Below are 20,602 nucleotides of genomic sequence, written 5' to 3'. Positions count from 1 at the left end.
TACCGCGCAGCCGCTCAAAAACAGATGTCGGCTGCGCAAGCAACGAGGGAAAAAAACGATGACAAGGAACGCGAAACGCTCTTCCGGCCGCAGATTTGCCCGCAAAGGACTCGCTTCAGTATTGGCGATTCTGGCTCTGCTCGGCGGCCAACTGGTCACAGCCGGCACCTATGACAAAGCACGTATTCACGACGTGGCGATAAACCCGCAGCCCGATGGCAGTACCGTGATTACCGCCAAGCCGATACTGGAGACGCTGTACTGGTGCCCCGGCGCCGTCTTGCAGGAAACGGATACGACAATCTCCGTCTCATTGGTACGCTGCTGGTACAAATCCACCTGCGACGTCGACATCGAGGCAGTAACCGATCCGGCGGCGCCCGGTGTCGTGAAAATCGTCGTTCCGCCGAGCGACAAGCGGGTCGAATTCTGACCGGATAGCTACCTGCGGCACATCGATGCTGCAGGTAGCCCCTCACGGCGGCGCGCCCGGTGTCGCCGGCATGTCGCACCCCGCCTCAACCAAAACCGTTTCCCACCTTCTCTCGGCGCGCTCACTCTGCGACGCAGTCCACTCAAGGCCGACCGACCTCAGCCGATAAATTAGGGCAGAAAATCCCTTTTTCGCTCGCGAAGGCCACTACAGAATGACCTCAGCTATCAAGATCGACGAACTGATCGACGAATCCCTCGACGCATTATCACTACCCGATGTGTACATCCGCCTGCGCGAAGTCATGGATTCGGAGGATTCATCGATGGCCGATGCGGCGGAGGTACTGTCGCTCGATCCGGCCCTGGCCGCCCGCGTGCTGCGCATGGCCAACAGCGCGTTTTACGGGTTTCGCTCGCAGGTCGACACGATCTCGCGGGCGGCGAACATCCTCGGGATGCAGAAGATTCACGACATGGTGCTGGCCGCCAGTGTGTCGAAGGCCTTCGACGCGATGCGCAACGAGTTGATGGATATTGATACCTTCTGGTATCGCAGCGTGCACTGTGGCTTCCTCGCGCAATCGATAGCCGATGGTGCCGCCATGCGCAGCGCCGAAAGCCTGTTTGCCCGTGGCCTGCTGCACGACATCGGTCACCTGGTGCTGTTCAGCCGCTACCCGAAAGAATGTCGCCAGGCGCTGGCGCGATCCGACGAAGGCCTGGACGCGAGACTGTACGAAGAGCAGGAACTGATCGGCTTCGACGCCATGCAGTTCGCTGCCGAGCTGGCGCGCGCGTGGCAGTTGCCGCCGATTTTCGTCGATTCATTTGCTCACCTGATGCGCCCTGAAGATGTGGCGGGTGCTCAGGCACGTGAGATCGCCGTGCTGCACATCGCCGTGCAGCTCAGCAGCGGTGTCGATTCGGACCTGCTGATCGATGAAATCGTGCAGCGGATTCGCGCTCCGATCTGGCGAATCGCCGACCTGCCGCCGGAAGTCGGATCGGCCGCCCTGGACGCCTCGACGATGGAAATGGTCGACGCCATGTACAACATCATGGCGCAGCACGACGGCATGATGGCCTGAACCCCGGCCACCCGCCTGGCCGACCCTAGTCGACCGGCTCGACGACCAGAATCACCCCGTTGGCGGCCGTCACGCGCACCCGCGCACCGGCTGCCGCGTCGGCTCCCTGGGCGCGCCACAGGCTGTCGCCAACCCGCACCTTGCCGAAGCCGTTCTCGATCGCCGTCTCCAGCGTGAACACCTGGCCGACATATTGTTCGCCGCGCCGGTTCAAGGTGGGCTGATCGGTCTCCTCGGGATGCTTGCGCTGCCACCAGCGCCAGCCGACGATGCTGACCAGCGACAACACCGCGAACAGCATCAGCTGGGTCTCCCAACCCATCGCCGGCACCAGCCAAGCGACCAGGCCGAGCACGATGGCCGAGATACCCATCCACAGAAAGAAGGTGCCGGGCACCAGGGTCTCGACGATGATCAGGCCGAGCGCCAGGATCCACCAGTGCCAGAAGTCGGGCTCGTAGCCATTCATGCCTTGTCTTTCTCCATTGCGCTCTTGGCCAACTCGGCCACGCCGCCGAGCGCACCGATCACGCCACTGGCCTCCATCGGCATGAAGATCAGTTTCTGGTTGGGGGCGCTGCCGATTGTCTGCAACGCATCGACGTATTTCTGCGCAACGAAGTAGTTGACCGCCTGGATGTCACCGCTGGCGATCGCCTCGGACACCATGCGCGTCGCATTCGCTTCGGCCTCGGCCAGACGTTCACGCGCCTCGGCCTCGCGGAACGCCGCTTCTTTCTCGCCCTCGGCTTCGAGAATCGCCGCCTGCTTTTCACCGTCGGCCTTGAGGATCTCGGCCTGTCGACGGCCTTCCGCTTCCAGGATCGCGGCACGCTTGTCGCGCTCGGCCTTCATCTGGCGTGCCATCGATTCCACCAGGTCGGTCGGCGGGCTGATGTCCTTGATCTCGATGCGCGTTACCTTAACTCCCCAGGGCGTGGTCGCCTCGTCGACCACCATCAGCAGGCGGGCGTTGATGTCGTCGCGTTTCGACAGCAATTCATCGAGGTCCATCGAACCCATCACGGTACGGATGTTGGTCATGGTCAGGTTCAGCGCGGCGTATTGCAGGTTGCTGACCTCGTAGGCCGCCTTGGCCGAGTCGAGCACCTGATAGAACACCACACCATCGACCGACACCATGGCGTTGTCCTTGGTGATGATCTCTTGGGTCGGCACGTCCAACACCTGTTCCATCATGTTGAGCCTGTGGCCGATGCGATCGATGACCGGCACAATGAGGTTCAGGCCCGGACGCAGGCTGCGGGTGTACTTGCCGAAGCGTTCAACCGTCCATTCATTTCCCTGCGGCACCGATTTCACCCCGAGGAACAAAATGACTGCGGCGAGGCCGAACAGGAAGAGTGTAAAAACGCCGAATTCGCTCATCGATTCAATCCTTGTAGGTGGTTCGCGGAGCGCAGTATACCCTTAGCGGGGAAGCGCTCGCCCAACCCGTGATTGACTGGCTCCGCAGGTCACTCACGGCGAACTGCAAGGGTTCCGCGGTCTAAAAATCGGTACAATTAGATCACTTCGAAACGGAAGAAGACCGTCGCCATGGCGAACAAGAGCTACAACGCCCCATCGCGCAGCCAGCCTGCCACCCACCAACGCGGTCATGACAAGGTCAGCCGTATTCCGGTCAAGGTGCAGCCGACGACCGAGGTGGTGCGCAAACCCAGTTGGATTCGCGCCAAGGCGCCTAGCGGGCCCGGCGTAGCGCGGATCAAGCAGATCCTGCGCGAGAGCAAGTTGAGCTCGGTGTGCGAAGAGGCGCAATGCCCGAACCTGGGTGAATGCTTCAGCCACGGCACCGCCACATTCATGATCATGGGTGACATCTGTACCCGGCGTTGCCCGTTCTGCGACGTCGCGCATGGCAAACCGCAACCGCTGGACGGCGACGAGCCGCGGCACCTGGCGGACGCGATCGCACAGATAGCACTGCGTTATGTCGTGATCACCTCGGTCGATCGCGACGACCTGCGCGACGGCGGCGCCGGCCATTTCGCCGAGTGCATTCGGGCGGTGCGCCAATCGACCCCCAGCACGACGATCGAGGTGCTGGTACCCGACTTCCGCGGCCGCATGGAGGTGGCACTGGATCAGTTCAGCGATGCCGCACCCGACGTGTTCAATCACAACCTGGAAACGGTGCCGCGACTGTATCGCCAGGCCCGGCCGGGCGCTGACTACCAATGGTCACTCGACCTGCTCCAGGCCTTCAAAGCGCAGCACCCCGGTGTTCCGACCAAGTCGGGGATCATGCTCGGCCTCGGTGAAACCCGCGAAGAGGTCGAGCAAGTGATGCGTGACCTGCGCGACCACGATTGTGAAATGCTGACACTCGGCCAATACCTGCAGCCGAGCCGTGACCATCTGCCGGTCGACCGGTTCGTAACGCCGGAAGAGTTCGACGCACTACGCGTGCTCGGCGAGCAGATGGGCTTCTCGAACGTAGCCAGTGGACCGATGGTGCGTTCTTCGTATCATGCAGACCTTCAAGCCAATCCCGTGTTGGAGCGCTAGTGGACATAGACGTAGGGACTCGTGCGATCCTCAAACTGATCCTGCTGCCTCCGGGTGGCCTGATCCTGTTGATGCTGATCGGCTGGCTGTTCGCCAAGCATTTCTTCGGCCGCTTCCTGATCTTTCTGTCGATCGTCGCGTTTTACGCCTTGTCGACGCCGGTCGGCCTGAACTGGCTCGCGGCGCAGGTCGAAACCGTTCCGGCGCCCAGTCAGGAGCGCCTGAACAAGAGTGGCGCCGGCGCGATCCTGGTGCTGCTGGCAGACGTTTCGCGCCACAACCCGGAAGTCCCGGGTGGCGACAAGCTGGGAGGCTTGAGCCTGCAGCGGGTTGACTACGCATTGCAGCTGCAGCGGCAGACAAAACTGCCGATCGTCCTGAGCGGTGGCAGCGTGAAGGGCGATACCCGGCCACTCGCCGACCTGGCCGCCGACTGGCTGCGCGCACATGGCAGCGTCAAGATCCTGGCCACGGAAAACACCAGCAAAGACACCAAGCAGAACGCCCGCAACAGCGCCGGCCTGCTCAAGGAGCACAAGATTCAGCGGGTGATCCTGGTAACCCATGCCTCGCATATGCCGCGCGCCCTGATCGCCGCCCAAACCGAAGGCATCGACGCGATGCCGGCGCCGTTCGGTTTCGAGCACGTTCCGCCGACGGCACAGACCAGCAGCGAGCTCGGCGACTGGCTGCCGCATCCCGGGTACCTGGGCCGGAGCTACCGTATCCTGCATGAGATGGCAGGATTGATCTGGTACGGCTTCAACCACCACTAGTGCGCCAGCAGGGCCCCGGACCGGGCGCGTTGTAGCGCCGCTACGCCACCTTTTATTCACAATGTATATACAAACACGGAACTTCGGCTAGACTCGAAGGAGATGTCACGCGCCGGTCACACGGCGCTGACACCCGAAATGAGCTGGTTGGAGGTTGATCCGTGTCGGCTTGGATCACGAGAATCGGCGGTTTAGGAACCGCGTTCACAGCATGGGTGCTGCCGCTCACCGTCCTGGCTTCGGGCGCGACGGCGACCGACATCGCCCAAAGAAAGGCAGCCGTCCCGCCTGCCGCGCTGCTGGAACAACCGCTGATCGATGCCGTTGCCACCCGGGGTTGCGAAAACTATCCCTATGCCGAGCCCGCCGCCTTCTCGTCGGGTGAAGCAATACTGCGCAGCGACCTGAAACGTGGGTTGCAGATCGGCCTGCAATGCCTCGCCGGCAACGGCCCGATGGGCTATCTGCACCGCTACCACGCCGAACAGGCGGGTCGCCTGGCTGACCTGCTCGCCTCGCCGCAGACCAAGACCCTGCAATGCGTCGAAGACAAGATGTTTGCCACCGCGGTTGCCACCAGCCCGAATGGTACCAGCCTCGATGACCCCTTGTACTCGGTCCTGCACGAGGCGCGTTATCCGGCGATCATTCTCGATACCTATCGCCTCGGCGGTATCCTCAGCCGCCGCTACGACGACCAGACCTACCGCTCGTTCTTTCACCTGCGCGACGACCAGATCCTCGAGCACCGCAATGGCCAGCCACTCCGCCCGGCCAACCTGCATCGCTACCAGAACCGCCCGGCGCTGATGTTTCACGAGATGGTGCACTGGCTGGGGCATGAACACAGCGCGATCTACCCCGACCTCGCACACCTCTACGAAACCTGCTGCTTCGGCGGTAGCGACTACATTAGCGACGCCGATCGCAACCACGATCATCAGCAAACCGCCTGCATGATTCTCAAGGACGACGAGCTGTGGCGGGCCGGCGGACAACCTTACAAACAGATGCGCATCTGGCACCACAAGGGCTACGACAGGCTCAAAGGCGAGATGCGCAACGACTACGACTCCTGAGACTTCTCCAGCGCAGAAACCTTTGACGCCCATCAATCGGTTTTCGGGTTTATTCGGCCTGAAAATGTGACAATAATGTTGCGTTTTTTTGTCAGCCGACCGCGGTCCAACCTACAACCGATCAGGTTTCTCCGAATGGAATTGCAGAATATCTCGCAGATAGAAAAAGCGACCCGCTTCGGTCGCCCCGAAATGTTCCGATTCGGGACTGCCCTGTTCTTCATCATCCTGATCATGCTGATCGCCGGCATCAACATCGGCGACATCCCGCACAACTACATGCTGATCGCTGCGGCCATGATCGGCGGCTACATGGCGATGAACATCGGCGCCAACGACGTCGCCAACAATGTCGGGCCGGCCGTCGGCTCCAAAGCGCTGACCCTGGGCGGCGCGATTGCAATTGCTGCGGTGTTCGAGGCCGGCGGTGCCTTGATCGCCGGGGGTGACGTGGTCGGAACGATTAAGAAAGGCATCATCGATCCCAGCCTGATTGCCGACAGCAACACCTTTATCTGGCTGATGATGGCTGCGCTGCTGTCGGGCGCCCTGTGGCTCAACCTGGCGACCGCGTTGGGCGCACCGGTTTCGACCACGCATTCGATCGTCGGTGGCGTGCTCGGCGCCGGCATCGCGGCCGGCGGCCTCGGTATCGCCGACTGGGGCACCATGGGACAGATCGCCGCGAGTTGGGTGATCTCGCCGGTACTCGGCGGTGTCATCGCCGCCCTGTTTCTTTATCTGATCAAACGCACGATCACCTACCAGGAAGACATGACCGGCGCCGCCAAGAAGATGGTGCCGCTACTGGTGGCGTTGATGGCCTGGGCATTCGGCACCTACTTGATGCTCAAGGGCTTCAAGCACATCTGGAAAATGGGGATGGGTCCGGCGGCGTTGATCGGCGTCGGCATCGCCGCGACCGTCTATTTCGTCGTCAAGCCGATCGTGGCGCGCGCCGCCGACCGGCTGCCGAGTGAAAAGATCAGCGTCAACAAGCTGTTCACCATCCCGCTGATGTTTGCCGCGGCCCTGTTGAGTTTTGCCCATGGTGCCAACGACGTCGCCAACGCCGTCGGCCCACTGGCCGCGATCAACGACGCCATACTGCATGGCGGCATCGCCGAGAAGGCGTCTATCCCATTGTGGGTGATGATGGTCGGGGCGATCGGCATCGCGATCGGATTGGCCTTGTACGGGCCGAAACTGATCCGCACGGTCGGCACCGAAATCACCGAGCTCGATCAGATGCGCGCCTTCAGTATCGCCATGGCGGCCGCGATCACCGTGATCATCGCGACCCAGCTTGGCCTGCCGGTTTCGTCAACCCACATCGCAGTCGGCGCGGTGTTCGGTGTCGGCTTTCTGCGCGAGTTTCTCAAGGCAAGCTATTCGCAGATGGTCGAAGAGATCAAGGCGCACCACCACGGGCAGGACGAGGCCGAGGTCGAGGCGTTTCTGATCGAATTCCGCAAGGCATCGGTTGCCAAAAAAGGCGTCATGCTGCAGCAGCTCAAAGAGCATTCGGCCAAGGCCGAATTAAGCAAAAAGGAACGCAAAGGCCTCAAACGCGTCTACAAGACGGAACTGGTCAAACGTTCGGCACTGATGAAGATCGTTGCCGCCTGGTTGATCACGGTACCGGTGTCCGGCCTGCTGGCGGCGCTGTTGTATTTCATGATCCGCGGGATGATGTTGCCTTGAATCCGAACCGATGGTTTCCCTCGCTGGTTCTGGCCGGCCTGAGCTGTGCGGTGTTGAACTGCGCAGCTTTCGCGGCCGATCTCACACAGCGTAGCCACATCCTGATCGTCGGCTCATCGACCGCCTATCCCATTGTTACGGCCGCCGCGGAAGACATCGGCCGCGCCCAGGGATTCACCGCACCGGTGGTCGAATCGACCGGTACCGGCGGCGGCATCAAGCTGTTCTGCTCCGGCTTGGGTCTGGCGACACCGGATATCACCATGGCGTCGCGCAGCATGAAAGATAGCGAGCGCACGAACTGCACGCGCAACCATGTCAACGACGTGCGCGAGATCAGGATCGGTTACGACGGCATCGTGTTCGCCAACAGCAAGTCTGCCCCCGCGTTCGAGCTGACGAAACGCGACCTCTACCTGGCGCTCGCACGCGAGGTGCCGTCACCGTCGGACGGCGGCAAGCTGATCCCGAACCCCTACCAGACGTGGCAGCAGGTGAATCCGAAGCTGCCCAATCAACGCATACGCGTGCTCGGACCGCCCCCGACCTCCGGTACCCGCGACATCCTGGCTGAACGCCTTCTCGAGTCGGTCTGTGTCGAAACGCCGGTGCTTTCGTCGTTGCAGCGCACGGATGCCGACGCCTTCCACCAGCGCTGCCAGACGCTGCGCGAGGACGGGGCCTTCGTCAATGCGGGAGAGAACGACGCGCGGATCGTGCGCAAGCTGGTCAACGACCCCGAGGCCATCGGGATCTTCGGCTACAACTTTCTCGACCGTAATCGCGACCGCCTGCAGGCGGCATCGATCGATGGCGTGTTACCCGAATTCGCGCAGATCGAATCCGGCGTGTATGCGCTGAGCCGCCCCTTGTTCATCTATGTGAAGCCGCAGCACGAACGGATCGTGCACAATCTCGATACCTTTGTAGAGGCGCTGCTGTCGCCGCAGATCAGCGGCCCCGAAGGCGCTTTGATTGAGCAGGGGCTGATCCCGCTGGCACCGGCTGAGCGCCGCCAGTCGGATCAGCAGGCGGGTCAGGCCGCGCGCTGAACGACGCGCCGCCAGGTTTCTTGAAGAATACGTGCATCGCCGCTTGCGCGATGGCGACGCAGCCCCAACTCCTCGACTACCTGCTGCTTGACCTGCCCCCAGCGATCGCGCTGTTGTTCGTCGATCAGTTCGGCGATGTCGGCCACGCGGAAAGACTGCTGCATGTTCGCCGCGTCGAACAACTTGCCCAGCCACGACATATCGAACGACCAGGCGTCACTGTAAACAACCTTGTTCTTCAACAACTCGTTGAGCCGCCACGCCACATCCTGCACAGGGCGGCCGTGGGCTTCGAGTACGTCGCGTGAAATGCCGTGCACCTGCTCCGCCTCTTGGTCCCAGTGCCGCCAATTGCGGGCGGGGGCCACCAGGTAGCAATGACGCGACCCCTCGGGCAGCACCAGGCCGATTTCCACCGGATAGCTGCCCTTGCCGAACCCTGAAGCCTCGATGTCGATAATAATGGGGGTCATCGTCTTCTCCACGACGGTACTAATCTCCTTCCCGAACCTGTCGGCAGCGCCCGCTGAACCTTAACGGCGAATTTACCTGCCGGAGTGCCGGACGAAGACAGCGCAGCGGCTCACCCGGCATCGATCAGGCGGTCGTTGTAGCGCTCCATCAGGTAACACAGGCAATCCTGGCGGATCACGACCGGATCGCAGGTGAGCATCGACGGCATCACCGGCACCTTGGTCAACAGGCGGCCGTCTTCGATCTCGAAATAGCGTTCCGCAACATGCCGGTCACGCTCGTCGCGCACGTCGAGCGGTGCGACGAGTTCCGGCGCACACTCCGCGATCAGGCTGCCGGCAGGCAGTTCACGAAAATTCATCGTGTCCAGGTCGCGCGGGAAGTTGATCGGCTGATCGCTGCCGCCGCAACTGAACTGATGGTCGTCAGGTACGCGCACGATCGCCACCGTGTGGTACAGGTCGATATCGTGACTGGCAACCGGGTGGGTCGGTATCTCGGAGAGATTCAGGCAGGCTCGCAGATACTCGCCGGCGTGTTCGACGCCATGCGGCTGACCGACCTTGCCGCATTCCAGGGTTACCGACGGACCGAGCGCCGCCATTGCCATCGATGTAACGCCGCGCGGGCGCACGAAGTACACCACGGTGCGCCCGAACAGTGCCGCCAGGTGCAGCGACTGATGCTCGAGGACGTTGACACAGGCGTAGTGCGGATTGACCCCGGTGTTGTTGTGCACGTCTACCGACGCAAAGATCTCACGATCCGTCATGCGGTCGAGCACCGCCTTCATCAACTCGTGCTCGGGCGTGCCGTAGCTCTCGCTACCCGGCCACACACGGTTGTAATCGGGCTGATCGGGCAGGTGCCTCAGCCCTGCCTCTGCGGCGGCCGTGTTGCCGATAAACAGACTCAGCGAGCGCGGCAGATCGAAACCGTCTTCACGCAGGTACTCGTGCAGCACCTGCCGGATCGCATCCCAGCCACTGGTTTCGTTGCCGTGCATCAGCACCGCGACAAACAGCGCCGGCTCGCGCCGCCCTTTAAGGTGGAACAACGACGGCCCACCCAGAATGCCATGTAACCCCTTGGCCTCCGTTTCGAGCAGAGAAACAGGGAACTCATCAAACTCGCGTAACAACTCGCTCACGTCAAACTCCATTCGTGCACCGGGGTGTTGCTTACCTGCCGTTCGGCGTAGGCATCGACCAGTGCAGGAAAATCGCGCCCGTGGCGTTCAACCCAGGCCACCTGCCAGTCGGCGCCGGTCCGCATGCGTTCGGCACGTCCGCGAATCACACTCAACCAGTGCTCGGCTTCGTCATGCGACACCCCGGCCGAGACCAAACCCTCAACCGCGGTATCTACCAGATGGGATGTCAGATGTTCGGCCAGCGTCTGCTCGCCACCGTCGAGCCAGCGTATGCGGGCCGCCAGGCCATCGCGCGCGGCGGCATAGAAATTCGCGCGTGCCGTGTCGAACGGCAGCAAGTTCTCCAGCGCGTCACCCGAGCGCATCAGCGCCTCGAACAGCCCGAGGTACAGCGCCGTGTTGGCGAGTGCATCCACGGGTGTCGGCCCTGCCGCCGTCACGCGGTGTTCGATCCGGCAGTGCGGTTTGCCGTGCTCGTCGAAGCCGATCAACGGGCGGTTCCAACGCCAGATGGTACCGTTGTGCAGGCGCAGATGGGCCAGTCGCTCGACCGGCTCATCCATCAGGTCGGGCAGTATCACCGGGTAACGCGTGCGGTTGGCCTCGAACGTTTCGAGGATGCTGCGCTCGGCGTAGCGGATACCGAAGGTCACGCGCTTGCTGTAGTCGCTGCCACCGACCGCAACCGCCTGTTCAAATAACGGAATGCGCGTCTCGCGCCACAGTTGGCGACCGAACAGGAAGGGCGCGTTGGCTGCCGCACCGACCGTGATCGCCGACACCATCTTGCTGACATTGAATGCACGTGCCGCTTCGCGTGCGCTGACCTGGACATGGATCTGCAAGGAGGTTGTGCCGGCCTCGAGCATGACGTCGTCATGCTGATGCTGCAGCCGCTCCGCGCCCTGGATATCGAGCATGATCGGCTCACCGTGGCGCAGCCTGAATATCTGATCGTTTATCGCGCGGTAGCGCTCCATCGGCGACATGCTGTCGAGCGACAGATCCGAACTGCGCACGGTCGGCAGTATGCCGACCATCAACGGGCGAAGATCGAGCTCGGCGGCCTTGCGCTCACACTGCTGCCAGCGTGAACGCAGGGCATTGTGCATGGCGTCGAGCGCCCCCGGGGCCAGCAACAATGGCGCCGAATTAATCTCGAAGTTGAAACACGCCAGCTCCGGCACCACCATCGGATCGTCGACGGCGGCGAGAAACTCCTGGTTACGCGCAGCCGGCTGCGCGGATTCGTCGACCAACCAGCCTTCGATCTCGAAACCGAAATAGCGCTCGTCATCGGCCAGACGCTCGTCGGCAATCCAGTTCGCCAACAGCGCGGTTTCGGCATCCAGGCGCCGCCGAAACTCGGTGAATGCCGAGGCGTCGAATCGACTGTCGGTGATTTCCTGTCCCATGACCCCCTATCCGTCGGCCCGGGCGGAACCGGGCGGCTTTAACCCGATGATATACCCTTGTCCGCGGCTTGCACGCCGGGATCGGTCTTTCCGTCGATTCCGGCTGATCGGGATTGGAAGGCGGCAAACGCGGTGCACCCGAGTCGCTCGGCAACGCACACCCAAAGGTGACTCACCCGGAAATCCGTAGTGTCGATCAGTTGCGCAATTGCTCGTCGAGCGCTGCCAGTCGTTCAGGCGTGCCGACATCCGTCCACCGCCCGCGGTGGTGAAGACCGCTCACTTTGTCAGCGGCCATAGCCTCCCTGAGCAACGGCGCCAGCGGGAGTGCACCGGGCCTGCAGGCAGCAAACAGTTCAGGGTGATACAGGCCGACACCGCTGAAGGTCAGGCGTGGTTCGCCGTCGACCGCGACACGGCACTCGTGCAGAAAGAAATCCCCTTGCGGGTGATGTGGCGGATTGTCGACCAACACCAGGTGCGCCAGGTCACCGGCCGGCAGATGCAGCGCGGCAAAATCGATGTCGCTCCAGATATCACCATTGACCACGATGAACGGTTCGCCACCGAGCAGCGGCAACGCTTTGAATATGCCACCGCCGGTTTCCAGGGCCTTACCCTCACCTTCGGCCGAATACCGGATACGGACGCCCCACTTTTCGCCGTTACCAAGGGCCGTTTCGATCATTGCGCCGAGATGCGCGTGGTTGACGACGATATCGGTGATTCCGCTTTGGGCAAGCCGTTCCAGGTGCCAGGCGATCAGCGGCTTGCCCGCGACCTGCAGCAAGGGCTTGGGGGTGTGGTCGGTCAGCGGCCGCATGCGTTCGCCGCGGCCGGCCGCAAGAATCATCGCGCTACGAATCACACCGAACGCCGGGAGGCAGGCACGCCGGACACGCGCTCGGCCGGTTGACGGAATGCGCGAGCCAGCGAATGGACAAGCAGGGTAGTCGGCCGCCAGGCGGTGCCCGTGGAACGCACCGAGGACGACCAGGCGTGGGTCACGCCTTGGATTTCATCGCGTCGAAGAATTCCTGGTTGGTCTTGGTCGCCTTGAGCTTGTCGTACAGAAACTCCATGGCGGCCAGCTCGTCCATCGGATGGAGAATCTTGCGCAGAATCCACATCTTCTGCAGCTCATTCTCCGGCATCAGCAACTCTTCGCGGCGCGTGCCGGAGCGATTGATATTGATCGCAGGGAAGATGCGCTTTTCGGCGATGCGGCGGTCGAGATGGACCTCCATGTTGCCGGTACCTTTGAACTCTTCGTAGATCACGTCGTCCATGCGCGAACCGGTTTCGACCAGTGCCGTGGCAATGATCGTCAGCGAACCGCCTTCTTCGACGTTACGCGCAGCACCGAAGAACCGCTTGGGTTTCTGCAGGGCGTTGGCGTCGACACCACCGGTCAGCACTTTGCCCGACGACGGAATCACGGTGTTGTAGGCGCGTGCCAGACGCGTGATTGAGTCGAGCAGGATCACCACGTCCTTTTTGTGTTCGACCAGGCGCTTGGCCTTTTCGATGACCATCTCGGCAACCTGCACGTGACGCGCCGCCGGTTCGTCGAAGGTCGAGGAGATGACTTCGGCACGTACCGAACGCTTCATCTCGGTGACCTCTTCCGGGCGCTCGTCGATCAGCAGAACGATCAGGTAGCACTCCGGGTGGTTCATCGCGATGGATTGCGCGATGTTCTGCATCAGCATCGTCTTACCGGCTTTCGGCGGCGATACGATCAGGCCACGTTGGCCTTTGCCGATCGGCGCACACAGTTCGATGGTGCGTGCGGTGATGTCTTCAGTGCTGCCGTTGCCCATCTCGAGATGGAAGCGCTGGTTGGCGAACAACGGCGTGAAGTTTTCGAACAGAATCTTGTGTTTCGCGTTTTCCGGCTTGTCGAAGTTGATCTCGTCAACTTTGAGCATCGCGAAATAGCGTTCATTGTCTTTCGGCGGACGAATCTTTCCGGAAATCGTATCGCCGGTCCGCAGGCTGAAGCGCCGGATCTGGCTCGGTGACACGTAGATATCGTCGGGGCCGGCAAGATACGAAGAATCTTCGGAACGCAGGAAGCCGAAGCCGTCGGAAAGAATCTCCAGAACGCCGTCTCCGTAGATGTCCTCCCCCTTCTTGGCGTGTGCCTTGAGGATGGCGAAGATCAGGTCCTGTTTGCGGGAGCGCGCGACGCCCTCGATGTTCATGGATTGCGCCAGCTCATTGAGCTCTGGCACGGGCATTTTTTTAAGTTCGGTTAAGTTCATGTCCAGCCTTGGGGAACACGCTAGTTCTGTCGGAGTTGTCCGGGGGAAAGGCGCGAAAGCGCCGGCATCTGCTGAAAAGTAAAAATAGGAAGTGCGGCTCAGGGGGAGCCAGCCGGAAGTTTAGCACGCTCTGCGTGCGCGTAAAGGGTAAAAACAGCGGCGCCGGGGCGCCGCCTGTTCGCTGGTTTACAGGTTGCTGTCGATGAAAGCGGTAAGTTGCGACTTCGACACGGCGCCGACCTTGGTCGCTTCGACCTCGCCGTCCTTGAACAGCATCAACGTGGGAATGCCGCGAATGCCGTAGCGCGGCGGCGTGTTCGGATTGTCGTCGATGTTCAATTTGGCGATTTTGACGCGTCCGTCGTATTCGCCGGCAATCTCGTCAAGGACCGGGGCGATCATCTTGCAGGGGCCGCACCATTCTGCCCAGTAGTCCACCAGCACCGGTTCTGACGATTGCAGCACTTCGCTTTCAAAATTGTCGTCCGTTACATGAACGATCTTGTCACTCACTGACGTTCTCCAAATAAGTCGGAATACACAATATAGGTCGCCCGAAGGGCTCCCTGTCGCGTGGGAGAAGCCCATGCCCGGCGTTGCCGGACCACAACCTCTTTGCGCGGATACCGGCATTTGAGCCGATCAGTCCGCTTAATTCAAGCCCTTAGCGCTTGTCCTGACGGGATTTCAGGTATGCTTCCCGGCCATGAGCGAAAAACACCTGAGCAAGACCCGATTCGACAGTTTCCCCTTTTCCGAGGCCATCATGGACGGCGTACGAGACGCCGGCTTCGAATACTGTACCCCGATACAGGCGGAAACCCTGCCGATCGCCCTCGACGGTCGCGACGTAGCCGGCCAGGCGCAGACCGGCACCGGCAAAACCGCCGCATTCCTGCTGGCCACATTGCACCTGCTCGACCAGGAACCCGCGGAGATGTCGCGTCGACCGAACCAGCCGCGCGCCTTGATGCTGGCACCGACCCGCGAACTCGCGATTCAGATATTCAATGATGCCGAGGTATTGGCGGCGCACACCGGTTTGAAGGTGCGCGTGGTCTACGGCGGTACCGGTTATGAGTCCCAGCGCAAATCCCTCGAAGAGGGCGTCGACATCCTGATCGGCACCCCGGGCCGCATCATTGATTATTTCAAACAACATGTTTTCGATTTGCGGGCAATCCAGATCCTGGTGCTCGACGAGGCCGACCGCATGTTCGATCTCGGCTTCATCAAGGATATCCGCTATCTGCTGCGCCGCTGCCCGCCGCCTGCCGAACGCCAGGGGCTGCTGTTTTCGGCCACGTTGTCTTACCGCGTGACCGAACTGGCCTACGAGCATATGAACAACCCGCAGAAAATCGTCGTGGAAGCCGAACAGATCACGGCGGACAGGGTGAAAGAAACCGCCTACATGGTGGCCAACGACGAAAAGATCCCGCTGCTGATCGGCTTGATGCGCACGATCGAGAACGCGCGCGTGATTGTGTTCATCAATACTAAACGTGAGGCGGATAAGGTCTGGGGCTATCTCGAAGGCAACGGCTATCAGGCCGCAATCCTGTCCGGCGATGTTCCGCAAAAGAAGCGCATCAACCTGCTCAAGCGATTCTCCAGTGGCGAGGTATCGGTACTGGTGGCGACCGATGTGGCAGCACGCGGCCTGCACATCGAGGGGGTCACCCACGTCATCAACTATGACCTGCCCGAAGACGCCGAGGACTATGTCCACCGTATCGGACGCACCGCACGCGCCGGCGCCGAAGGCGATGCAATCTCGTTCGTCTGTGAGACCTACGCGTTCTCGCTGCCCGACATCGAGCAATACATCGGGCACAAGGTGCCGGTCGACTCTGTCGCCAGTGAATTGCTGGCCGACGTCGATCCGGCCAGCCGGGTGCGTATCGACAAAGCCGACCGGGTACAACGCCGCGACGGTGGCGGCCGCAAACCGCGGCGCGGACCTTCCGGCAACAGCGGCGACAAGCCGCAGAATCAGGGCGACCAGGCAGCCGCCAAAAAACCGCGGCGCCGCAGACGTCGTCCGCCCAAGGCCGACGGCTCTGCGCCTGCATGACCGACGCCGTCATCCCGGTCGACAACAAGTGCAGCCGCTGCCATGGATCGACCTGTTGTACCTATATGACGGAGGCCCTCGGGCCACTGCGCTCGAAGGCCGACTTCGACCATGTACTGTGGCAGATATCGCACGAGCACATCGAGGTGTATCGCGACGAGAGCGGCTGGTATTTGCTGGTGCGCGGCCAATGCGAGCATCTACAGTCTTCGGGGGGCTGCGCGATCTACGCGCAGCGCCCGCAGGTGTGCCGCGACTATCAGAATGATTGGTGCGAGTACGATGAACCTGCAGAAACGCACTTTGAGCTGCATTTCCGCAACTACGCCGAGTTGCTGGCGTATTGTCGTAAACGTTTCAAGCGGTGGGACAGCTGACGCCCGGCTTCGGCTGTCGCGATGCGCACAGGCGAAAGTTGACACTCACCGTTGATCGCCCGCAACCATGATTACCGCAACACGACTTCTCTTGCTGCTGTTCATCGGGTTCCTGCTTTCTCTGCCGGCACACGCAGCGCCCGACGAGATCAAGTTGGGCGTCTTTCCCCGTCGCTCCGCTGAAGTCACGCAGCGCTTCTTCCAACCCCTAGCGGACTATCTGACCGAGCGACTCGGTGTACCCGTCACCTTGCATACGCCGGCGGACTATCCCGCCTTCTGGGCCGCGATCGAGCGCGGCGACTACGACCTTATTCACTACAACCAGTATCACTACATTCGCGCCCACCGGCAGTACGGCCACCTGGTTATCGCGCGCAACGAAGAGTTCGGCAGAGACACCTTGCGCACAACGATCTGGGTGCGGCGTGACGCCCCATTCAAAACCTTGGCAGCATTGAAAGGACAGAAGATCCTGTTCGGCGGCGGCAAGAGCGCACTGGTCAGTTATATCGTGGCAGTCGATATGCTGCGCGAGGCCGGACTGCAACCCGGAGACTACCTGGAACAGTTCGCACAGAATCCGCCGAAGGCTACGATCGGCCTGTACTACGGTCAGGCGGACGCGGCAGCGGCCGGCGACGTGGTCACCCTGCTGCCCAGCGTGCAACGCCAGATTCGCACCGAGCAACTGCGCGTATTGGCCTATGGCAAACCCCTGCCGCATCTGCCGTGGGCGGTCACCCCGGATATCGAACCAGAACTACGCAAAAAGCTGATTCAGGCCCTGCGTGATTTGAACCTGTCGCACGAAGGCCGCGCCGTGCTGCAAAGCATGCGCATGACGGGCATCAGAGATGCCAAAGACAGCGACTACGACCTGATCCGCTCGGTGGTGCGCAGAATCACGGGCGAGTCCTACTGACCTTGTTGGTCGCCTGCGATGCGTCATTCCGATATCCCGTCACCACTGCAGCAGCAGAAGCTTCCGAGCTACCGTTTGCGCTACGCCGTCATCGTCAGCGTGTTGGCGCTGTTGTTCATTATCGTGGCGCTGGTTACCTATCGGTATATCGCGGATGTCAGCACGCGCAGCCTGCGTGCCGCTACGCAGCGCGAACAGAGCCTGGTTTACCTGAACGACAGTTACGCCCAGCTGCATCGGATGCAGTTGCTGCTGCACGGCTACCTGATGAACCCGGCACCGGAGACGCAGCAACGCCTGGAGACGAGCAGCAGGCAGGTGCGCAATGCCTTCAATCGATTGGCCGACGATGGCGAATCCAGTCACAACCTCGACGCCGCCCTGATCACGCGATCGCTGTATGACAGCACCGCCGAACTTGGCCGGCGCGTCGATGCCCTGATCGAGATCCGCTCGGACCCGGCACGTTGGTTTCCGGCATCGGAGATCATCGAGAATGAACTACAACCGAACAACAGTCTGTTCGTCGCTCACCTCGATGCCCTGATAGACAGCACCGGCTCCGGTGCCGAAGCAGATGTCGTCAAGACGCTCGAGCGGCTCTACAGCTTGCGCAAAGCGTGGCTGCGCATGACCGACGAACTCAGGCTGATCATCGCCAATCGCTTCGGTGCGCATGCCATCGATCCGCAGACCGGCATGCAGGTAAGGGCACAAAACGTAACGCTGTATGCCGGCCAGGTAAACGAGATGCTCGCGTCATTGACGGATGTCTCTACGCCGGATTCGGACAAGGTCGTAGCGACCCAGATCGATTCGCTCGCCGCCTACGCCGAAGCTTGGCGAAATGCCTATCAACGCCTCGCGACACTGCTCGACAGCCCAACCTGGCGAACCGATACGACCTATATGTCCGAACAGATCGAACCGCTGCTCGGGCGCATGGCGCAACGCCTCGACATCCTGCGTGTCGAACTGCAGTCACAATCGAGAAAACAGGTCGACACCTTGGCCAAGGTGAGCCTCGGCCTGGGCACCGTGTTGGTGGCCGCGCTGGCCATCCTGTTGTTGTTCGGCATCATCGGGTATTTCAGTGTCGACCGACTGATCCTGCGGCCGATACGCCTGCTTGCCGAAAACCTCAAGGCACACGCAAGGAACGCGCAGACCGTACAGCCTATGCCGCCGGCAGTCAGTGAAACACGCGACCTGCTCAACGCCTTCGCCGAGATGCAGGCCCAGGTACGCTCGCGCGAACGCCAACTCGATCACCTGGCACACCACGATTCGCTCAGCGGTCTTCCCAATCGCACCCTGTTCCGGCGCAAGCTGGCGATGGCCGTCGACAAGGCCGTGCGGCACGAGTCGATGCTCGGCCTGCTGTTCATCGACCTCGACCGCTTCAAACAGATCAACGACAGCTACGGCCATGCGGCCGGCGATCAGATGTTGATCGAGATCGCCAAGCGTCTGAGCAAGGTGTTTCGACAGGACGACATCGTCGCCCGGCTGGGGGGCGACGAGTTCGCTGTGCTGCTCGAGAATCTCAATGTGCGCGACGAGATGTCGTTGCTTGCGGCCAAGGCACTGAGTGCAATCAAGCAACCGTTTGAGTTCGAGGGTCACGTGTTCTACAGCGGGGCATCGATCGGCATCGCCGTAGCGCCCGCCGACGGCACCGACCCCGATCACCTGATCCAGCAGGCGGATGCCGCCATGTACGCAGCCAAACGCGACGACGGGTCGAGCTATCGCTATGTCAGTGAAGAACTCACCGCAGCTGCCGTGGCCCAGCATACCCTCGAGAACGAGCTGCGCGATGCGGTCAAGGCGCATGAACTCCAACTGCATTTCCAGCCGGTGATCGCCATGGGCGACGGTCACCTGCATTGTTACGAGTCGCTGCTGCGTTGGCCGCATTCCCAGCAAGGCATGCTGCGCCCGGCATCTTTCATGGACGCCCTGGCGGACGCCGGTCTGTGCAGCGCCATCAGCGACTGGGCGCTCGATCAGATCCCGGACAAGAGTCCCGACGCCAATACGCCATTGTCGATCAATCTCAGCGCCCGCCTGCTGCACGACGACGCCTTTGCCCAACGTCTGTTCGATCGCCTGGACACCGGCCGCTTGGCGCCATCGCGCCTGATTCTCGAGATCACCGAAGACACGCTGGAAAGCGACCTGCGCGCCGCGTCACGTGTCTTGCATGAACTGAAACGCCGGGGCGTACGCATCGCGCTTGATGATTTCGGCACGGGGCATGCCTCGCTCGGGCACCTGCGTCGTTTCCCTTTCGACTACGTCAAGATCGATCAGAGCTTCATCGCCGGGATCGGTAAGGTGCACAACGACGAAAAGCTGATCCAGGCCATCATCCGACTGGCGCACGCCTTGGGCATGAAGGTGGTGGCCGAGGGCGTCGAGACCGATGATCAACGCACCTTCCTGGCCGCGGAGCAATGCGACTATCTGCAGGGATACCTGGTCGGCCGACCGGCCGCCAGCAATACGTGAGCGCCCGATAGCTGTCTAGAGTGCCGCGCGCAGCGACGGCAATACTTCCGAGAAACCATGCACCGCATTGAACTCGGCGCGTTCGCGCACCGGCTGGCGCGTGTCGGGAAACAAGATCATCAGTAGGTGCGCAATGCCGTAGCGTTGCGCCGACCGCAATACCGCCAGGCTGTCGTCGACGAACAGGGTACGCTGCGGATCGAAACTTTCCTGTTTTTGCAGACGCCCCCAGAACGCATCGTTCTCTTTGGGCAGCAACAGATCGTGCGCACAGACGACGTGATCGAGGCGGTCGCGCAAGCGGGTGCGGTTCATCTTCAATTGCAGCGACTTCTGGTGGGCGTTGGTCACCAGAACACGCCGCTTGCCGGCCTGTTTCAGCAGGTCGAGAAAATCAACTACGTGCGGATGCACTGCGATCAGGTGGTCGACCTCTTCCTTCAGAAGGGCGATATCCAGGCCCAGCTCGCGCGTCCAGTGATCGACGCAATACCATTCCAGCGTACCCTGAATGTCGCTGTAACGCTGGTGGAGTTCGCTGCGTGCCTCCGCTTCGCTCAGACCATGCATCTCGGCGTAACGCCGCGGTACGTGCTCGAGCCAGAAATGGTTGTCGAAATGCAGATCCAGCAGCGTACCGTCCATATCCAGCAGCACGGTATCGATGTTTTGCCAGTCAAGCACGCGATGTTCCTCGCCCCAAGCCAACGGGGATTTTTGTATGATGGAATGCC

General features: G+C 61.4%; 20 protein-coding genes. 11 read left to right on the top strand and 9 right to left on the bottom strand.

All coding sequences use genetic code 11. The annotated features are described in order from the left end of the window. Positions 1-58: 58 nt before the first annotated feature. Both B1781_RS01635 and B1781_RS01630 read left to right on the top strand, forming a co-directional pair. Entirely contained in the window at positions 59-433 is a 375-nt protein-coding gene (locus B1781_RS01635; protein WP_125931822.1) for a hypothetical protein, read from the top strand. 214 nt (positions 434-647) lie between these two features. After that, positions 648-1,523 (top strand): HDOD domain-containing protein, encoded by an 876-nt coding sequence (locus B1781_RS01630; protein ID WP_078118010.1) that lies wholly within the window; start codon positions 648-650, stop codon positions 1,521-1,523. Between the two features lie 25 nt (positions 1,524-1,548). Here B1781_RS01630 and B1781_RS01625 read toward each other — a convergent pair whose 3' ends face one another. Both B1781_RS01625 and B1781_RS01620 read right to left on the bottom strand, forming a co-directional pair. Next, the gene (locus tag B1781_RS01625) at positions 1,549-1,992 is read right to left on the bottom strand and encodes an NfeD family protein (RefSeq protein WP_078118009.1); all 444 of its coding nucleotides are present in this window, start codon (positions 1,990-1,992) and stop codon (positions 1,549-1,551) included. Then, positions 1,989-2,912, bottom strand: coding sequence for an SPFH domain-containing protein (locus tag B1781_RS01620; RefSeq protein WP_078118008.1), 924 nt, complete (start codon positions 2,910-2,912; stop codon positions 1,989-1,991). Before B1781_RS01620 ends, B1781_RS01625 begins: the two co-directional genes overlap by 4 nt. Positions 2,913-3,083: 171 nt before the next feature. On the opposite strand from B1781_RS01620, the gene lipA reads away from it, so the two are divergent. From lipA to B1781_RS01595, 5 genes are all read left to right on the top strand, one after another. Beyond that, positions 3,084-4,055 (top strand): lipoyl synthase, encoded by a 972-nt coding sequence (gene lipA, locus B1781_RS01615; RefSeq protein WP_078118007.1) that lies wholly within the window; start codon positions 3,084-3,086, stop codon positions 4,053-4,055. Next, positions 4,055-4,831 (top strand): YdcF family protein, encoded by a 777-nt coding sequence (locus B1781_RS01610; protein ID WP_078118006.1) that lies wholly within the window; start codon positions 4,055-4,057, stop codon positions 4,829-4,831. Before lipA ends, B1781_RS01610 begins: the two co-directional genes overlap by 1 nt. 161 nt (positions 4,832-4,992) lie before the next feature. Then, on the top strand, positions 4,993-5,910 hold the full coding sequence (locus tag B1781_RS01605; protein ID WP_125931821.1) for a hypothetical protein: 918 nt from the start codon (positions 4,993-4,995) through the stop codon (positions 5,908-5,910). A gap of 135 nt (positions 5,911-6,045) precedes the next feature. Further along, complete coding sequence (locus tag B1781_RS01600) at positions 6,046-7,614, top strand: inorganic phosphate transporter (RefSeq protein WP_078118004.1); 1,569 nt, start codon at positions 6,046-6,048, stop codon at positions 7,612-7,614. Further along, on the top strand, positions 7,611-8,666 hold the full coding sequence (locus tag B1781_RS01595) for a substrate-binding domain-containing protein (RefSeq protein WP_078118003.1): 1,056 nt from the start codon (positions 7,611-7,613) through the stop codon (positions 8,664-8,666). The genes B1781_RS01600 and B1781_RS01595 overlap by 4 nt, the downstream gene beginning before the upstream one ends. On the opposite strand, the gene B1781_RS01590 is transcribed toward B1781_RS01595, so the two are convergent. The 6 genes from B1781_RS01590 to trxA form a co-directional block, all read right to left on the bottom strand. Next, entirely contained in the window at positions 8,651-9,139 is a 489-nt protein-coding gene (locus tag B1781_RS01590) for a 3'-5' exonuclease (RefSeq protein WP_078121872.1), read from the bottom strand. The two genes, B1781_RS01595 and B1781_RS01590, sit on opposite strands and share 16 nt — an antisense overlap. 110 nt (positions 9,140-9,249) lie before the next feature. Next, entirely contained in the window at positions 9,250-10,290 is a 1,041-nt protein-coding gene (locus tag B1781_RS01585; RefSeq protein ID WP_408646322.1) for a M14 family metallopeptidase, read from the bottom strand. Next, positions 10,287-11,708 (bottom strand): glutamate--cysteine ligase, encoded by a 1,422-nt coding sequence (locus B1781_RS01580; protein ID WP_078118002.1) that lies wholly within the window; start codon positions 11,706-11,708, stop codon positions 10,287-10,289. Before B1781_RS01580 ends, B1781_RS01585 begins: the two co-directional genes overlap by 4 nt. A 196-nt stretch (positions 11,709-11,904) precedes the next feature. Then, positions 11,905-12,561 carry an N-acetylmuramate alpha-1-phosphate uridylyltransferase MurU gene (murU, locus tag B1781_RS01575; protein WP_078118001.1) on the bottom strand — a complete coding sequence of 219 codons (657 nt, stop codon included), beginning with the start codon at positions 12,559-12,561 and terminating at the stop codon, positions 11,905-11,907. 151 nt (positions 12,562-12,712) lie between these two features. Next, positions 12,713-13,975 carry a transcription termination factor Rho gene (rho, locus tag B1781_RS01570; RefSeq protein WP_078118000.1) on the bottom strand — a complete coding sequence of 421 codons (1,263 nt, stop codon included), beginning with the start codon at positions 13,973-13,975 and terminating at the stop codon, positions 12,713-12,715. 186 nt (positions 13,976-14,161) lie between these two features. Continuing rightward, complete coding sequence (gene trxA, locus B1781_RS01565; RefSeq protein WP_078117999.1) at positions 14,162-14,488, bottom strand: thioredoxin TrxA; 327 nt, start codon at positions 14,486-14,488, stop codon at positions 14,162-14,164. 193 nt (positions 14,489-14,681) lie between these two features. On the opposite strand from trxA, the gene rhlB reads away from it, so the two are divergent. From rhlB to B1781_RS01545, 4 genes are all read left to right on the top strand, one after another. Next, complete coding sequence (rhlB, locus tag B1781_RS01560; RefSeq protein ID WP_078117998.1) at positions 14,682-16,052, top strand: ATP-dependent RNA helicase RhlB; 1,371 nt, start codon at positions 14,682-14,684, stop codon at positions 16,050-16,052. Continuing rightward, complete coding sequence (locus B1781_RS01555; RefSeq protein WP_078117997.1) at positions 16,049-16,429, top strand: YkgJ family cysteine cluster protein; 381 nt, start codon at positions 16,049-16,051, stop codon at positions 16,427-16,429. The genes rhlB and B1781_RS01555 overlap by 4 nt, the downstream gene beginning before the upstream one ends. Before the next feature lie 67 nt (positions 16,430-16,496). Next, positions 16,497-17,354, top strand: a complete 858-nt coding sequence (locus B1781_RS01550; RefSeq protein ID WP_078117996.1) for a PhnD/SsuA/transferrin family substrate-binding protein — start codon at positions 16,497-16,499, stop codon at positions 17,352-17,354. Between the two features lie 18 nt (positions 17,355-17,372). Beyond that, entirely contained in the window at positions 17,373-19,868 is a 2,496-nt protein-coding gene (locus B1781_RS01545; RefSeq protein WP_078117995.1) for a putative bifunctional diguanylate cyclase/phosphodiesterase, read from the top strand. Positions 19,869-19,883: 15 nt separating this feature from the next. Here B1781_RS01545 and yrfG read toward each other — a convergent pair whose 3' ends face one another. Next, positions 19,884-20,552 (bottom strand): GMP/IMP nucleotidase, encoded by a 669-nt coding sequence (gene yrfG, locus B1781_RS01540; protein ID WP_078121870.1) that lies wholly within the window; start codon positions 20,550-20,552, stop codon positions 19,884-19,886. Positions 20,553-20,602 lie beyond the last annotated feature (50 nt).

The sequence above is a fragment of the Thiosocius teredinicola genome, assembly GCF_002009425.1.
In the GTDB taxonomy this organism is placed as follows: domain Bacteria; phylum Pseudomonadota; class Gammaproteobacteria; order Chromatiales; family Chromatiaceae; genus Thiosocius; species Thiosocius teredinicola.
Note: the sequence above shows the minus strand (reverse complement) of the source record. Positions and strands in the feature narration are given on the sequence as shown.

Coding starts and splice junctions, on each gene's coding strand:
- lipA (WP_078118007.1), top strand. CDS start 3,084: ATGGCGAACAAGAGCTACAACGCCCCATCGCGCAGCCAGCCTGCCACC.
- B1781_RS01620 (WP_078118008.1), bottom strand. CDS start 2,912: ATGAGCGAATTCGGCGTTTTTACACTCTTCCTGTTCGGCCTCGCCGCA.
- B1781_RS01590 (WP_078121872.1), bottom strand. CDS start 9,139: ATGACCCCCATTATTATCGACATCGAGGCTTCAGGGTTCGGCAAGGGC.
- B1781_RS01600 (WP_078118004.1), top strand. CDS start 6,046: ATGGAATTGCAGAATATCTCGCAGATAGAAAAAGCGACCCGCTTCGGT.
- B1781_RS01625 (WP_078118009.1), bottom strand. CDS start 1,992: ATGAATGGCTACGAGCCCGACTTCTGGCACTGGTGGATCCTGGCGCTC.
- B1781_RS01635 (WP_125931822.1), top strand. CDS start 59: ATGACAAGGAACGCGAAACGCTCTTCCGGCCGCAGATTTGCCCGCAAA.
- B1781_RS01550 (WP_078117996.1), top strand. CDS start 16,497: ATGATTACCGCAACACGACTTCTCTTGCTGCTGTTCATCGGGTTCCTG.
- rho (WP_078118000.1), bottom strand. CDS start 13,975: ATGAACTTAACCGAACTTAAAAAAATGCCCGTGCCAGAGCTCAATGAG.
- B1781_RS01555 (WP_078117997.1), top strand. CDS start 16,049: ATGACCGACGCCGTCATCCCGGTCGACAACAAGTGCAGCCGCTGCCAT.
- murU (WP_078118001.1), bottom strand. CDS start 12,561: ATGATTCTTGCGGCCGGCCGCGGCGAACGCATGCGGCCGCTGACCGAC.
- B1781_RS01545 (WP_078117995.1), top strand. CDS start 17,373: ATGCGTCATTCCGATATCCCGTCACCACTGCAGCAGCAGAAGCTTCCG.
- rhlB (WP_078117998.1), top strand. CDS start 14,682: ATGAGCGAAAAACACCTGAGCAAGACCCGATTCGACAGTTTCCCCTTT.
- B1781_RS01630 (WP_078118010.1), top strand. CDS start 648: ATGACCTCAGCTATCAAGATCGACGAACTGATCGACGAATCCCTCGAC.
- B1781_RS01580 (WP_078118002.1), bottom strand. CDS start 11,708: ATGGGACAGGAAATCACCGACAGTCGATTCGACGCCTCGGCATTCACC.